General features: G+C 69.3%; 13 protein-coding genes and 1 riboswitch. Of the genes, 10 read left to right on the forward strand and 3 right to left on the reverse strand.

Annotation, left to right across the window (positions count from 1 at the left end):
• Positions 1-128: 128 nt before the first annotated feature.
• Together gcvH and gcvT are read right to left on the reverse strand one after the other, a co-directional pair.
• Positions 129-506, reverse strand: a complete 378-nt coding sequence (gcvH, locus tag ABZ464_RS48105) for a glycine cleavage system protein GcvH (protein WP_359288558.1) — start codon at positions 504-506, stop codon at positions 129-131.
• Between the two features lie 132 nt (positions 507-638).
• The gene (gene gcvT, locus ABZ464_RS48110; RefSeq protein ID WP_359288560.1) at positions 639-1,757 is read right to left on the reverse strand and encodes a glycine cleavage system aminomethyltransferase GcvT; all 1,119 of its coding nucleotides are present in this window, start codon (positions 1,755-1,757) and stop codon (positions 639-641) included.
• Between the two features lie 168 nt (positions 1,758-1,925).
• A riboswitch (glycine riboswitch) is annotated at positions 1,926-2,026 on the reverse strand.
• A 180-nt stretch (positions 2,027-2,206) separates the two neighbouring features.
• On the opposite strand from gcvT, the gene ABZ464_RS48115 reads away from it, so the two are divergent.
• From ABZ464_RS48115 to ABZ464_RS48160, 10 genes are all read left to right on the forward strand, one after another.
• A complete protein-coding gene (locus ABZ464_RS48115) occupies positions 2,207-2,896 on the forward strand; it encodes an AAA family ATPase (RefSeq protein WP_359288562.1) in 690 nt (229 codons plus the stop codon).
• A gap of 90 nt (positions 2,897-2,986) precedes the next feature.
• Positions 2,987-3,787, forward strand: a complete 801-nt coding sequence (locus tag ABZ464_RS48120) for an enhanced serine sensitivity protein SseB (RefSeq protein WP_359288564.1) — start codon at positions 2,987-2,989, stop codon at positions 3,785-3,787.
• 162 nt (positions 3,788-3,949) lie between these two features.
• A complete protein-coding gene (locus ABZ464_RS48125) occupies positions 3,950-4,747 on the forward strand; it encodes an enhanced serine sensitivity protein SseB C-terminal domain-containing protein (protein WP_359288566.1) in 798 nt (265 codons plus the stop codon).
• Positions 4,748-5,066: 319 nt separating this feature from the next.
• On the forward strand, positions 5,067-6,074 hold the full coding sequence (locus ABZ464_RS48130) for an ABC transporter permease (protein WP_359288568.1): 1,008 nt from the start codon (positions 5,067-5,069) through the stop codon (positions 6,072-6,074).
• A 92-nt stretch (positions 6,075-6,166) separates the two neighbouring features.
• Positions 6,167-7,966, forward strand: a complete 1,800-nt coding sequence (locus tag ABZ464_RS48135) for an ABC transporter substrate-binding protein (RefSeq protein ID WP_359288570.1) — start codon at positions 6,167-6,169, stop codon at positions 7,964-7,966.
• A gap of 110 nt (positions 7,967-8,076) precedes the next feature.
• Positions 8,077-9,075 carry an ABC transporter permease gene (locus ABZ464_RS48140; protein ID WP_359288572.1) on the forward strand — a complete coding sequence of 333 codons (999 nt, stop codon included), beginning with the start codon at positions 8,077-8,079 and terminating at the stop codon, positions 9,073-9,075.
• Positions 9,072-10,169 (forward strand): ABC transporter ATP-binding protein, encoded by a 1,098-nt coding sequence (locus tag ABZ464_RS48145; RefSeq protein WP_359288574.1) that lies wholly within the window; start codon positions 9,072-9,074, stop codon positions 10,167-10,169. Before ABZ464_RS48140 ends, ABZ464_RS48145 begins: the two co-directional genes overlap by 4 nt.
• On the forward strand, positions 10,166-11,710 hold the full coding sequence (locus ABZ464_RS48150) for a dipeptide ABC transporter ATP-binding protein (RefSeq protein WP_359288576.1): 1,545 nt from the start codon (positions 10,166-10,168) through the stop codon (positions 11,708-11,710). Before ABZ464_RS48145 ends, ABZ464_RS48150 begins: the two co-directional genes overlap by 4 nt.
• A 95-nt stretch (positions 11,711-11,805) precedes the next feature.
• Positions 11,806-13,197, forward strand: coding sequence for a M1 family metallopeptidase (locus ABZ464_RS48155; RefSeq protein ID WP_359288578.1), 1,392 nt, complete (start codon positions 11,806-11,808; stop codon positions 13,195-13,197).
• Between the two features lie 56 nt (positions 13,198-13,253).
• The gene (locus ABZ464_RS48160; RefSeq protein ID WP_359288580.1) at positions 13,254-13,910 is read left to right on the forward strand and encodes a trimeric intracellular cation channel family protein; all 657 of its coding nucleotides are present in this window, start codon (positions 13,254-13,256) and stop codon (positions 13,908-13,910) included.
• Here the strand turns inward: ABZ464_RS48160 and ABZ464_RS48165 are convergent.
• Positions 13,819-15,072, reverse strand: a complete 1,254-nt coding sequence (locus ABZ464_RS48165) for an alpha/beta hydrolase-fold protein (protein ID WP_359288582.1) — start codon at positions 15,070-15,072, stop codon at positions 13,819-13,821. The genes ABZ464_RS48160 and ABZ464_RS48165 overlap by 92 nt on opposite strands.
• Positions 15,073-15,086: the final 14 nt, after the last annotated feature.

Consider the following 15,086-nt stretch of genomic DNA (forward strand, 5'->3'; position numbering starts at 1 on the left):
GAAGTTCTCCGAGGCGATCATCTCGAGCGTGGACTGCTGGCGGTTCAGCTCGGCGTCGACCGCGGCCGCGATCTCCGGGTCGAGCTCGTGCAGGGGGGTGTTCAGAACAGTCATCTGGACAGTCATCCTCAGCCGGCGGTGTAGGCGGTGTACTCGTCGGCGGACAGCAGCTCCTCCTGCTCGCCCGTGACGCGTACCTTGAACAGCCACCCGCCCTCGAAGGGGGCGGAGTTCACCAGCGACGGGTCGTCGACGACGTCCTGGTTGACCTCGACGATCTCGCCGTCGACCGGCGAGTACAGCTCGCTGACCGACTTGGTCGACTCCAGCTCACCGCAGGACTCGCCCGCGGTCACCGTCGCGCCGACCTCCGGGAGCTGCACGAAGACGACATCGCCGAGCGCGTTGGCCGCGTGCTCCGTGATGCCGACCGTCGCGACGCCGTCCTCGGCGGCCGACAGCCACTCGTGCTCCTTGCTGTAGCGCAGCTGCTGGGGGTTGTTCATGGCCTGAATTCTCCTGTACGCGGGGGAGTGCTGATGAATGGGGACCGCTCAGGACGTGCGTGAGCAGCACATATGTGCCCAGTGTCACGTGCCCGACGGCGTCGGTCGCTACTTTTGGGCTTACTTCTGGGCTTACTTCTGGCGCTTGTAGAACGGCAGAGCCACGATCTCGTACGGCTCGTGGCTGCCCCGGATGTCCACGGCGACGCCCGGAGTCCCCGGCGCGGCGTGCGCGGCGTCGACGTAGGCCATCGCGATCGGCTTGCCCAGGGTGGGGGAGGGGGCGCCGGAGGTGACCTCGCCGATCACCTGGTCGCCGGCGACGACGGAGAACCCGGCGCGCGGGATCCGCCGGCCCTCGGCGACCAGGCCGACCAGGACGCGCGGCGGCTCGGACGCGGCCCGCTCGGCGGCCGCCAGCAGGGCCTCGCGGCCCACGAAGTCGCCCTCCTTCTGGAACTTCACCACGCGGCCGAGGCCCGCGTCGAAGGGCGTCAGCGACGTCGACAGCTCATGCCCGTACAGCGGCATGCCCGCCTCCAGGCGCAGGGTGTCCCGGCAGGACAGACCGCAGGGGACCAGCCCGGCGCCCTCGCCCGCCTCGGTCAGCGCCTGCCACAGCGCGACGGCGTGCTCGGGCCGCACGAACAGCTCGAAGCCGTCCTCGCCCGTGTAGCCGGTGCGCGCGATCAGCGCGGGCACCCCGGCGACCGTGCCCGGCAGGCCCGCGTAGTACTTCAGCCCGTCGAGATCGGCGTCGGTCAGCGACTTCAGGATGCCCGGCGCCTCGGGCCCCTGGACGGCGATCAGCGCGTACGCGTCACGGTCGTCGCGGACCTCGGCGTCGAACCCGGACGCGCGCTCGACGAGGGCGTCCAGCACCACCTGGGCGTTGGAGGCGTTCGCGACGACCATGAACTCGGTCGCGGCGAGCCGGTAGACGATCAGGTCGTCCAGAATGCCGCCGTCGGCCCGGCAGATCATGGTGTAGCGGGCGCGGCCCACGCCGACCCCCGCGAGGTCGCCGACCAGGGCGTGGTTCAGCAGGTCGGCCGCCTGCGGACCGGTGACGGTGATCTCGCCCATGTGCGAGAGGTCGAAGAGCCCGGCCCTTGTGCGCACGGCGGTGTGCTCGTCGCGCTCGGAGCCGTAGCGCAGCGGCATGTCCCAGCCGGCGAAGTCGGTCATCGTCGCACCGAGCGAGCGATGCAGGGCATCGAGCGCGGTGTGGCGGAGTTCGGTACTGCTCATCGGTCGGTCGTCTCCCAAGGCATGACGGGCGAGGTCGTTCCTCCCCGTTCCTCCCCATCTGTCATCGGAACCTGAGAGGTTCGCCATGACGGTCTGCTCCTCGAAGCAGGGCATGGCTTGCACCTTGGGTGGGACCACCGGTGACGGCGGCCCGCTTTTCAGATGTGCCTCGCCCGCGCGGTAACGGGGCCTGAGAGATTCTTGGGAGGGACTTGCTCCTTCGGCGCCCCGGCGAAAACTGCTGCTGGGGACTCTCCCGCGCGGATTCAAACGGCCGATATGCAGTTGGCGCGGACATCATTGCACGCCCGCACCCGATCGCGGCAGGCCGCATCTGTAACCGGCTTGTGTCTGTACGCGCATGAAATGACGAGACACCGCGCATTACCTTCTCTTTACGCTCGATGGGGAGGAGGGACTTACCCGAACCCCAGGGGAGGACGATCACGGTGGACAGGACCACGGCGAGGACCACGGCATTCGCGACCACCTCGGCGCTCACGCTGCCCGCACTGCCCGCACAGCCCACGGGCCGGGCCCGGGAGGCCTGCGGCCCGCGGACCGTCCCCGTCGTCCGCGATCTGCGCGAGCGCGACGGCCGCAGCCCGCACGGACTGCTCTTCGGCCCCCGCGACCTGGTCGTCGTCACCGGACTGCCCGGCAGCGGAAAGTCCACGCTGATGCGGCGCGCGGTGCCAGGCGCGGCGATCGACTCCCAGGACACCCGCGACCGCTGGGACGCCCGCACCCCCCGCTTCCTCCCCTACGCCCTGTACCGCCCCCTCGTCCGCCTCGCCCACTACGCCGGACTGCGCCGCGCCCTGCGCTCCGGCGAGGGCGTCGTCGTGCACGACTGCGGTACGCAGACCTGGGTGCGCGACTGGCTGGCCCGCGAGGCCCGCCGCCGGGGCGGCACCCTGCACCTGCTCCTCCTCGACGTCACCCCGGACACCGCGATCGAGGGCCAGCGCGAGCGCGGCCGGGGCGTCTCGCGGTACGCGTTCCTGAGGCACCGCAGGGCCGCCGCCCGCCTGGTCCGCGCCGTGGAGCGGGGTCGGCTGCCCGCCGGTGTGGGCTCGGCGGTGCTGCTCGACCGGGACTCGGCGGACGCCCTGAACCGGATCGGGTTCACCGGATGAGCTCCCCGGACTGTCCGGGGACTGAGGAAAGCCCCCTCGTACCCGCTAGCCTTTCAGCCACCACAGCGGTTCCCAGCAGGCGGTAGGCAGATGGACTTCCCCCCGGCGGACTTCCCGGTCTCCCCGGACTTCCCGGCGCAGGCACACCCCCATCCCCACGGCGGATGGCCCGGCAACGAACTGGAGGAGGTGCTCTCCGCCTCCCTCGGCATGCCCAGCGCCGGCGCGCGGATCGTGGAGGTGCTCGGGCGCAGCTTCGTCTGGGTGCCCCTGCCCAACGGCGGCGGTCCGCACAGCGGCCCCCTCGACCTGCCCACGCTGGAGCTGGAGGGCCAGGTCTATGTGCCGGTGTTCAGCTCCGAGGAGCAGCTCCACCAGGCCGTCGGCTCCCACATGTCGTACACGATCGCCCCGGCGGTCGAGTTCGCCCGCGGGCTGCCGCCGCAGGTCGGCCTGCTCATCAACCCGGACGGCACGGTCGGCGCCCCGCTGCCCCCGCCGGCCGTGGCCGAGCTGTGCCGCACCGGCCGCACCGTGCTGGACGGCCCCGCGAGCGGCGGCCGGGTCCGTCTCTTCGAGCCCGACTGGCAGGACGACCCGATGGAGTTCCTCGCCGCGGCCGGCGCCGAGTTCGAGGCGACCGGCGTGGTCCTCACGGCCCGCCGCTGCCTCGCCGCGGTGGAGACGGCCGACCCGGTCATGTTCGTCGGCGTCGAGCTCTCCCACCTGGACCCCGAGGTCCGCGAACTCCCCCTGGACGCCCTGGGCCGCGCGATGGGCGCGATCCCGGTGACCTGGCAGGTCAACCTGATTCTCCTGGACGTGGCCCAGGACCCGGTGGCCGAGTGGATGCGCGACCGTATACGGCCGTTCTATACGAGGGGCCACTGAGCCAACCTGAAGGGGCGCGGGGCTGTATCGATATGCGGCTCCGCCGCGGGGCGCGAAGAGCGACCACACACCCGCACTCGCCAACGCACCACCAGCCCGGGGGCGGCAGGCGCTTAAGCTGTTCACATACGCGGGGCAAGTCATGAAGAAGGGGCGGTTCAGGTGAGCGCCAGCGGCATCGCGGCCGGACAGGTCGAGCACATGCTGCGCCAGGTCACGCCCGGGCGCTACGACGCCTACGAGGCCCTCCTGCGCGCGCTCACGACCCCCGCCTCCGGCCAGGTCTGGATGCTCCTGTGGCACGGCCAGGCCGGCTCCCCGGACGCCCAGTACGGAAACATGGAGGTCGACGGCCACGGTTATGCCCCCTGCGTCACCTCCGCCCAGGAACTGAGCGCCAGCGGCTGGAACCGCGGCTACGAGGTGGTCGACGGAGTCGACGTGGCCCGCACCCTCTACCCCGACCACTACGGCCTCTGGCTGAACCCGCACGCGCCGGGCGGCGGCGTCGGCATCCCCTGGCTGGACCTGCGCCGGATCGCCACCGGCCTGGACCGCCAGCCCGCCGGCCCCCTGCGGCTGTCCGAACCCGGCATCGAGATCCCCCAGTTCTACGCCCTGCTCGCGCAGAACGCCCACCGCACCCCGGCGGTCCGCGCGCTGCGCCGCGCCTGGGTGCAGCCGGCCCTGGGCGCCCCCTACCTGGCCATCGGGCTCGACGTGTACGACACCTCCCCGCCGGCCGTGGACGCCGTACGGGCGATGATGCAGCAGTCGATCGGGGCCGTACCGGACGGGCTGCCGGTGTCGACGGTCGCCATGACCGACGAGCACGACCCGGTCGTGATGTGGATGCGGGCCGGCGCGCGCCCGTTCTACGACCGTGAGGCCCACGTTCCGGCCGCCCCGGCCCAGGCTCCCGCGGGCGGCTACGGCTACCCGCCCGCCGGCCGGTACTGAACCTTGGAAACGCCTGTGTGCTCCTGACGGTTGACGGCCGTTGATCTTCGCGCGTAGATGACGGCGATTCACCCTCCTTCTGGCGCTTGTGTCCAGATAAGTCGGCGTCCGCCCCCCGTTACCCAGCGTCCGGATAACGGAACCTCCATGGCCGCATCACGTTTGCGCATCCTTTCGTCGCCAACTCTGGCTACAGATCGCCAAAGCGTTGAAGACTCCCGGTCCAGGGGACTTCGTCCCTGTGTACGACGGACTGAATGTGCCGCTACAAGCGGCAAGTGCGCGCCGGTCACCGCCGGTTGAGAGGGGTCCCTGCCAGATGACGGCACCATTGCACGAGCCGACCGCGGAAGCGGCCCCGAGCGCGGCTGAAGAAGCGGCGGTCGCCACCGCCGGCGCCGAGGCCGTACAGGGCCGTTCCCTGGGACGGATCGCCTGGGAGCGCCTGAAGCGGGACAAACTCGCCCTGACCGGTGGCATCGTGGTGCTTCTGCTCGTCGTGGTCGCCCTGCTCGCCCCGGTCATCACCGGCCTGCTCGACCAGGACCCGAACGAGTATCACGAGAACCTCATCGACCCGCTGTTCGGCACCCCGACCGGATCCCTCGGCGGCATCAGCGGCGAACACCTGCTGGGCGTCGAGCCGGTGAACGGCCGTGACATCTTCGCCCGCATCCTCTACGGCGCCCGGATCTCGCTCCTGGTCGGCTTCCTGTCCGCGGTCGTCGCCGTCATCCTCGGCACGGTCCTCGGCATCCTCGCCGGCTTCTTCGGCGGCTGGATCGACTCCCTGATCAGCCGGGTCATGGACGGTCTGCTCGCCTTCCCCCAGCTGCTGTTCATCATCGCGCTGGTCTCCGTCATGCCGAACGACCTGCTGGGCCTGACCGGTTCCAGCGTGCGTGTGTTCGTGATGATCCTCGTCATCGGATTCTTCGGCTGGCCGTACATCGGACGGGTGGTCCGCGGTCAGACGCTCTCCCTGCGCGAGCGCGAGTACGTCGAGGCGGCCCGGTCCCTGGGCGCCGGTCAGATGTACATCCTCTTCAAGGAATTGCTGCCCAACCTCGTCGCCCCCATCGTCGTCTACACGACGATGATGATCCCCACCAACATCCTCACCGAGGCGGCCCTGAGCTTCCTGGGCGTGGGCGTCAAGCCCCCCACCGCCTCCTGGGGGCAGATGTTGTCGAGCGCGATCGACTACTACGAGTCCGACCCCATGTACATGGTGGTCCCGGGCGTGGCGATCTTCATCACCGTGCTGGCCTTCAACCTCTTCGGCGACGGCGTCCGGGACGCGCTCGACCCGAAGGCATCCCGCTGAACCGCCGCACCACCAACGGCACCACAGCCCGCACCCCAAATGTCCCGTGGCACTCACACGGGGTCTCTCATCAATCCGGAGGATCCGAGATCGTGACTACCCAACGCACCTCAGGGCGGCGGAAGCAGGCGTTTGCCGCTGCCGCCGCGGTCGCCGCGCTGCTGACCACGGCGGCGTGCGGCGGCGGTGACAACGACAGCGGCAAGGGTTCGGCCACCGGCGCCGCCGGCTACGACGCCGCGAACAAGAAGGTCGCCCAGGCCTCGCTCGTCAAGAAGGGCGGCACGCTGAAGTTCGGCGGTGCCCAGGACGCCGACTTCTGGGACACCACGCGCGGCTACTACGGCTTCATGTGGAACTTCGCGCGCTACTACAGCCGTCAGCTCGTGACGAACAAGGCCGAGGCCGGCGAGGCCGGCGCCGAGCTCACCCCGGACCTCGCCACCGGTCTGGCCAAGGTCACCGACGACGGCAAGACCTACACGTACACCCTGCGTGACGGCATCACCTGGGAGGACGGCAAGCCGATCACCTCCAAGGACGTCAAGTACGGCATCGAGCGCGTGTGGGCGCAGGACGTGCTGTCCGGCGGTCCGACGTACCTGAAGGACTTCCTCGACCCCAAGGGCGAGTACAAGGGGCCCTACAAGGACACCTCGAAGGACAAGCTCGGTCTGAAGGCGATCGACACGCCCGACGACAAGACCATCGTCTTCCACCTCCCGCAGGCCAACTCGGACTTCGAGGACATCCTGTCCCTGGTCTCGGCCTCCCCGGTCCGCCAGGACAAGGACACCAAGGCCAAGTACACCCTGCACCCGTTCTCCTCGGGCCCGTACAAGTTCGAGTCCTACACCCCGGGCAAGGACCTCACCCTGGTCCGCAACACCGAGTGGAAGCAGGCCTCGGACCCGGTCCGCAAGGCGTACCCGGACAAGATCACCATCAAGTTCTTCTCGGACGCCAACCAGCTCGACCAGCGTCTGATCAACGGTGACATCGACGTCGACATCAACCAGACCGGCATGTCGCCGCAGGGCCGCACCACCGCCCTGAAGGAGCACAAGGCCAACCTGGACAACCCGACCACGGGTTACATCCGCTACGCGGCCTTCCCGCAGAGCGTGAAGCCGTTCGACAACATCGAGTGCCGCAAGGCCGTGATCTACGGCGCCGACCACGTGTCGCTGCAGACCGCGCGCGGTGGCCCGGTGGCCGGCGGTGACATCGGCACCAACATGCTGCCGCCGTTCCTCCCGGGTGGCGAGGGCCAGAAGTACGACCCGTACGGGATCTCCGGTGCGGACAAGAACGGCAACGTGGCCAAGGCCAAGGCGGCCCTGAAGGCCTGCGGTCAGCCGAACGGCTTCAAGACCACCATCGCGGTCCGCAACAACAAGCCCGCCGAGGTGGCCACGGCCCAGTCCCTGCAGGCGTCGCTGAAGAAGATCGGCATCACCGCCGAGATCGACCAGTACGACGGCTCGCAGAGCTCCGGCATCATCGGTAGCCCCGCCAACGTGAAGAAGAAGGGCTACGGCATCATCATCATGGGCTGGGGCGCCGACTTCGCCTCGGTCCAGGGCTTCGGTCTGCCGCTGTGGGACAGCAAGTACATCGCGGACAGCGCCAACAACAACTACGCGCTGATCAACGACAAGACCATCGACGGTCTGTTCGGCACGTACACCACCACCCTGGACGACGCCGGCAAGACCAAGATCGCCACGGACATCAACCACAAGGTGATGGAGGGCGCGTACTACCTGCCCTTCACCTTCGAGAAGGTCATCAACTGGCGGTCGGACAACCTGGCGAACGTCTACACCAGCGCGGGCACGAACGGCACGTACGACTTCGTGAACCTCGGCCTGAAGAACCCCAAGAAGTAAACCCGGCACACCCGCCGAACGGCACGAAAGGCAGGTGAAGGCCGGCGCGGCGTGACCGCGGGCCACTGGACGATCTCCAGTGGCTCGCGGTCCGCGGCGGGCCGAGAGCTGTGCTCGCTTACCTCATCAGGCGGTTGTTCGCCGCCGCAGTGATGCTTGTGGTCATCGTCATGGTGGTCTTCGGCATCTTCTTCCTGATCCCCAAGTGGGCGGGCGTCGACATCGCGCTGAGCTTCGTGGGCAAGCAGGCCGACCCTGCCTCCGTCGAGGGCGTGCGGGAGAAGCTGGGTCTGGCCGACCCGATCTACGTCCAGGTCTGGGAGTTCTTCAAGGGCATCTTCGCCGGCCGCACCTACACGGGCGGCGGGGACAGCATCCACTGCGCCGCCCCGTGCTTCGGCTACTCCTTCCGCACCGAGCAGGCCGTCTGGCCGGTGCTCACCGACCGCTTCCCGGTCACCCTGAGCCTCGCGCTCGGTGCCGCCGTGCTGTGGCTGGTCCTCGGTGTCGCGGCGGGTGTGCTCTCCGCGCTCAAGCGGGGCAGCCTGTGGGACCGCAGCGCGATGGTCATCGCGCTCTCCGGTGTCTCCCTGCCGATCTACTTCACCGGCATGCTCGCCCTGTCGATCTTCGTCTACGGACTGGACCTGTTCGACGGCCAGTACGTGCCCCTGGGCGACAGCTTCACCGGCTGGTTCGGCGGCATGATCCTGCCGTGGATCACCCTCGCGTTCCTCTACGCGGCGATGTACGCCCGGATCACCCGCGCCACCATGCTGGAGATCCTCGGCGAGGACTACATCCGCACCGCCCGCGCCAAGGGACTCAAGGAGCAGGTCGTCATCGGCAAGCACGCCATGCGCTCCACGATGACCCCGATCCTGACCATGCTCGGCATGGACCTCGGCGCCCTCATCGGCGGCGCGATCCTGACCGAGACCGCGTTCACCCTGCCCGGCCTCGGCCAGGCCGTCCTGGGCGCCATCAAGAACCAGGACCTGCCCATCATCCTGGGCGTCACCCTGATCACCTCCCTCGCGGTGCTCGTCGCCAATCTCGTGGTGGACATCCTTTACGCCGTGATCGACCCCCGAGTGAGGCTCGCATGACCGAACTCAGCAAGACCGGAGCGGCCGTGGGCGAGCCCACCCCCGCCTCGCCCGCGCCGACCGCCTTCCTCGAAGTGCGCGACCTGAAGGTGCACTTCCCGACCGACGACGGTCTGGTGAAGTCCGTCGACGGGCTCAGCTTCCAGCTGGAGAAGGGCAAGACCCTCGGGATCGTCGGCGAGTCCGGTTCGGGCAAGTCGGTGACCTCGCTCGGCATCATGGGCCTGCACACCGCGGGCCAGTACGGCAAGCGCAAGGCGCAGATCTCCGGCGAGATCTGGCTGGACGGCACCGAGCTGCTGTCCGCCGACCCCGACCACGTCCGCAAGCTGCGCGGCCGTCAGATGGCGATGATCTTCCAGGACCCGCTGTCGGCGCTCCACCCGTACTACACGATCGGCCAGCAGATCGTGGAGGCGTACCGGATCCACCACGACGTCGACAAGAAGACCGCGAAGAGGCGCGCGGTCGAGATGCTCGACCGGGTCGGCATCCCGCAGCCCGACAAGCGCGTCGACAACTACCCGCACGAGTTCTCCGGCGGTATGCGCCAGCGCGCGATGATCGCGATGTCGCTGGTCAACAACCCCGAGCTGCTCATCGCGGACGAGCCGACGACCGCCCTGGACGTGACCGTCCAGGCGCAGATCCTCGACCTCATCCGCGACCTGCAGAAGGAGTTCGGCTCTGCGGTCATCGTCATCACCCACGACCTGGGCGTCGTCGCCGAACTGGCCGACGACATCCTGGTGATGTACGGCGGTCGCTGCGTCGAGCGGGGCCCGGCCGAGAAGGTGTTCTACGAGCCCCGGCACCCCTACACCTGGGGTCTGCTCGGCTCGATGCCGCGTCTCGACCGCGAGCAGCAGGAACGCCTGATCCCGGTCAAGGGCTCCCCGCCCTCCCTGATCAACGTCCCGTCCGGCTGCGCCTTCAACCCGCGCTGCCCGTACGCGGACCTCCCGAAGGACAACGTCACCCGCACCGTCCGGCCCGAGCTCGCCGAGGTCGGCAGCCGGCACTGGGCGGCCTGCCACCTGGGCAAGGAGCAGCGGGAGCGGATCTGGACCGAAGAGATTGCGCCGAAGCTGTGAGTGACGAGAAAGCGGTGAAGATTCCCGCGCAGGCCGGCGAGAGCCGTCGTACCGACGGCGAGGTGCTGCTGAAGGTCACCGGGCTGCAGAAGCACTTCCCGATCAGGAAGGGCCTGCTCCAGCGGCAGGTCGGGGCGGTGCACGCGGTCGACGGCCTGGACTTCGAGGTCCGCTCCGGTGAAACCCTCGGCGTGGTCGGCGAGTCCGGCTGCGGCAAGTCGACGATGGGCCGGCTGATCACCCGGCTCCTCGAACCGACCGGCGGCAAGGTCGAGTTCGAGGGCAAGGACATCACGCACCTCGGTGTGGGCGGGATGCGTCCGCTGCGCCGCGACGTGCAGATGATCTTCCAGGACCCGTACTCCTCGCTGAACCCGCGCCACACCATCGGCACGATCATCGGCGCTCCCTTCAAGCTCCAGGGCGTGACGCCCGAGGGCGGCATCAAGAAGGAAGTGCAGCGGCTGCTGTCGGTCGTGGGCCTCAACCCCGAGCACTACAACCGCTATCCGCACGAGTTCTCCGGCGGCCAGCGCCAGCGCATCGGCATCGCGCGGGCGCTCGCGCTGAACCCGAAGCTGGTCGTGGCGGACGAGCCGGTCTCCGCGCTGGACGTGTCGATCCAGGCGCAGGTGGTGAACCTGCTGGACGACCTCCAGCAGGAGCTGGGCCTGACGTACGTGATCATCGCGCACGACCTCTCGGTCGTCCGGCACGTCTCGGACCGGATCGCGGTGATGTACCTCGGCAAGATCGTGGAGCTGGCCGACCGCGACCTGCTCTACAAGTCGCCGATGCACCCGTACACCAAGGCGCTGATGTCGGCGGTGCCGATCCCGGACCCCCGGCGCAAGAACGCCAAGAGCGAGCGGATCCTGCTCAAGGGCGACGTGCCCTCGCCGATCTCCCCGCCCAGCGGCTGCCGGTTCCACACCCGGTGCTGGAAGGCGACGGAGATCTGCAAGACCACCGAGCCGCCGCTGCTGGAGCTGCGCCCGGGTCAGCAGGTCGCCTGCCACCACCCGGAGAACTTCGCGGATCAGGCCCCGCAGGACACCGTCCTGCTGACGGTCGCGAAGGAGGCGGCGGAACTGGTGGCCGACGAGATCCTCGCCGAGTCGGCGGAGACATCGGCGGCGGTGGCGGCAGAGGTGGCAGCAGACACAACCACGTCCGAGGAGCCCCCGGAAGCTCCGGAAGCCCCCGAAGGCCCGGAAGCCCCGCAGGCCGCTGAGGCTCCGGAGACTCCGGAGGCAGCTGAGGCTCCGGAAGCCCCGGAAGCCCCGGAAGCCCCCGAGGCCCCCGAGGCCCGCGAGGCCGCTGAGGCTCCGGAAGCCCCGGAAGCCCCGGAGGCCACTGAGGCTCAGGCTCAGGAGGCCGCTGAGGCTCAGGAGGCGGCTGAGGCCCCGGAAGCCCCCGAGGCTCCGGAAGCTCCGGAAGCCCCGGAAGCCCCCGAGGCATCCAAGGCCCCCGAGATCCCTGTGATTCCCGAGTCCGCCGAGGTCTCCAAGGGCGGCGGCCAGGAGTCAACCGGCAAGTAGCGCATGACGAGTTGGCAAAGTCATGCACATGCCTGAACGGGAGAGGTCAGAGTCGCCGTGTCCGACTTATCGGCACACGCTCGAAGGGACGACTCATGGCACTCTCCCGTTCGGCACGTTTAGGGGCCCTCGCGACCGCGGCGGCCTCTTTTCTCGTCATCGCCGCCTCCTCCGCCCCCACTCCGGGTGCCGACGGCATCGGCGACAGCTACTTCCCCCAGCTCGGCAACGGCGGCTTCGACGCCCGCCACTACGACCTCTCCCTCGCCTACGATCCCGACACCGACCGCCTCGACGGCCGTACGACGATCACCGCCCGCGCCACCCAGAACCTCTCGACCTTCGACCTGGACCTGCAGAAACTGGAGGTCACCCGGGTCGAAGTGAACGGCAGACGGGCCCAGTTCACCCGCGAGGGCGACGAGATCCGGATCACCCCGCGCGGAACGCTCCGCAAGGGGAGCACCTTCGAGGTCACCGTCACCTACGGCGGCGTCCCCGAACCCCTCGGCGGCCCCATCGTGTTCGGCTCGGACTACGGCTGGATGAAGACCGGCGACGGCGTGTTCGTCGCCTGCGAGCCCAACGCCGCCTCCACCTGGTTCCCGTCCAGCGACCACCCCTCCGACAAGGCCGCCTACGACATCCGGATCAAGGCGCCCAAGGGCCTGACGGCCGTCTCCAACGGCCGACTGGTCTCGACGTACGACAAGGGCGCCTCGACGTACACCCACTGGCGCGAGACCAGGCCGATGGCCACCTATCTCGCGACCGCCACGATCGGGAAGTTCGACGTGAAGACCGGGACGACCCCCGGCGGCACCCCGATCTACGTCGCCATCGACCCGGTGCTGGCGAACAGCAACAACGTCGACGTGTACGCCGTGACGGCCGCCGCCACCGACTACTGGTCGCAGGTCTTCGGGCCGTACCCGTTCGAGGAGACCGGCGCGATCGTCGACGACATGCCGCAGGCCGGGTTCTCCCTGGAGGTGCAGTCCAAGCCGGTGTACTCGGCGGTGCGCAGCGAGTCGACGATCGTGCACGAGCTGGCCCACCAGTGGTTCGGCGACTCGGTGTCGGTGGCGCACTGGAAGGACATCTGGCTGAACGAGGGCTTCGCCACCTACGCCCAGTGGCTGTGGGCCGAGCACCAGGGCACCCGCTCGGCGCACGACTCCTTCCTGGCCGGCTACAACGCCCGCCCCGCCGAATCCTCCTTCTGGCAGATCACCGTCGGCGACCCGCAGCGCGACACGATGTTCGCCTCCGCCGTCTACCAACGTGGCGCGATGACCCTCCAGGTCCTGCGCGAGCGGATCGGCGACACCGCGTTCTTCAAGCTGCTCCCGGCCTGGACGAAACTGCACCGCTACGGCAACGCGGACACCGACGACTTCGTCCGCCTCGCCGAGAAGATCTCCGGGCAGCAGCTGGACGACCTCTTCGGGACCTGGCTGTTCACCACAGGGAAACCGACCCTGTGACGCCGTACTGCCTGGCTTTGTAAGGTCCACCCAGACTTACAGGTGACAATGTAAGGGTGTTCCAGCAAATCTTCAGTCCCTCCGTCCAGCACACGCTCGATCTGGTCGGCATCTTCGTGTTCGCCATCTCCGGCGCGCTGCTGGCCGTGCGCAAGAACTTCGACGTGTTCGGCATCGCCGTGCTCGCCGAGGCCACCGCGCTGGGCGGAGGGCTGATCCGGGACGTGATCATCGGCGCGGTGCCCCCGGCCGCCTTCACCGACCTGGGGTACTTCCTCACCCCGCTGTTCGCGGCCCTTCTGGTGATCTTCCTCCACCCGCAGGTGGAGCGGATCCAGTCGGCCGTGAACGTCTTCGACGCGGCGGGCCTCGGCCTGTTCTGCGTCACCGGCACGACTAAGGCGTACGACTACGGCCTCGGTCTGACGGCGTCCGCCGCCCTCGGCCTCACCACGGCCGTCGGCGGCGGTGTGCTGCGGGACGTGCTGGCCAACGAGGTGCCGTCGCTGCTGCGCTGGGACCGCGACCTGTACGCGGTCCCGGCGATCGTCGGCGCCACCCTCGTGGTGCTCTGCATCCGCTACGACGTGCTCACCCCGCTGGCCAGCGGTTTCGCGGCCGCTACCGCTTTCGTCCTGAGGCTGCTCGCGATGCGGTTCCACTGGCGAGCGCCTCGCGCGTGGAACCGGCGGTCGACGGTGCGGGAGGAGTAGTGCGCCGAGGGTTCCCGGGGTTCACCCCGCCGGTGATGCGGTGCTGGTCGAGCTGCATGCTCAGCCAGCGGAACGCCGGCACCACCTGCGGCCGCCACAGCGCCATGGTGTGCCCGCCCGCGTTCCTCGGGATGTACACCACATGCACGGCCGTCGGGGCCTTCGCCTCCTTCTGGAGCGCGAGCGCCGCCTCGTAGCCGTCGCCCGGCTGGCCGGAGAGATAGAGCGCCACCGCCGGGGGAGCGGCCGCCCGGGCGAGCATCAGATAGGGGTTGGTGGTCCGGCGCAGGGCCGGGTCCTGGGCGGCCAGGGAGTCCCGCTCGCCGACCGGGTCGTTGTAGCCGGACAGGCTCACCGCCGCCCGGTAGCGGTCGGGGTGGGCGACGGCCAGCTTGATCGCGCAGTGCGCCCCGGCCGAGTACCCGGCGACCGCCCAGCCCTTGGGGGCGGGCTGGGCCCGGAAGTTGTCCATGACCATCTTGGGCACGTCGATGCTCAGCCAGGTGTCGGCGTTCACCGTGCCGGGCACGTTGGCGCACCCGGTGTCCACCCCGGGCAGCAGGGTGGTGCGCGGCGCGACCAGGATGAACGGCGCGATCTTTCCCTGGCGCATCAGCGGTTCCAGCTGCGCGTTCGCCCGCAGCGAGCCGAACCACGACTTCGGGGAGCCGGGGTAGCCGGGCAGCACCTCGACCACGGGGAACCGGCGGTGGGCGTAGGCGGCCTCGTGGTACTGCGGGGGCAGCCAGACGTAGACCTCGGCGTTGACCCCGGAGACCCGGCCCCGCAGCTGGGTGACCCGGACCCCGCCGGCCTGGTGCATACCGGGCCCCTCGGCCTGGGTGAACCTCTGTCTGACCTTCGGCAGGTGCTCGAGCGAGATCCCGCCCGTGCCGTCGGCGCCGAGGTCGGCGGCCTGCTGCACATGGTTGCCCGTGCCGAGCAGGTCGGACCAGTTGTCGTAGAGGTTGTTGGCGTTGTTGACCAGGACGAAGACCAGTGCCACGGCCGTCCCCTGGGCGAACACCAGCATCAGCACCCGGGCCGCGCCCCGCAGGAGTCTCGGTCCCCCGATCCGCGACCACAGCGCGAGGGGGAGCGCGACGGCGACGACGGCCAGCACGATCAGGGTGTAGAGGAACGCGGTCCCGGTGAGGCTCATGTCCCCATAGAGGG

Source organism: Streptomyces sp. NPDC005820 (genome assembly GCF_040630255.1).
GTDB lineage: Bacteria > Actinomycetota > Actinomycetes > Streptomycetales > Streptomycetaceae > Streptomyces.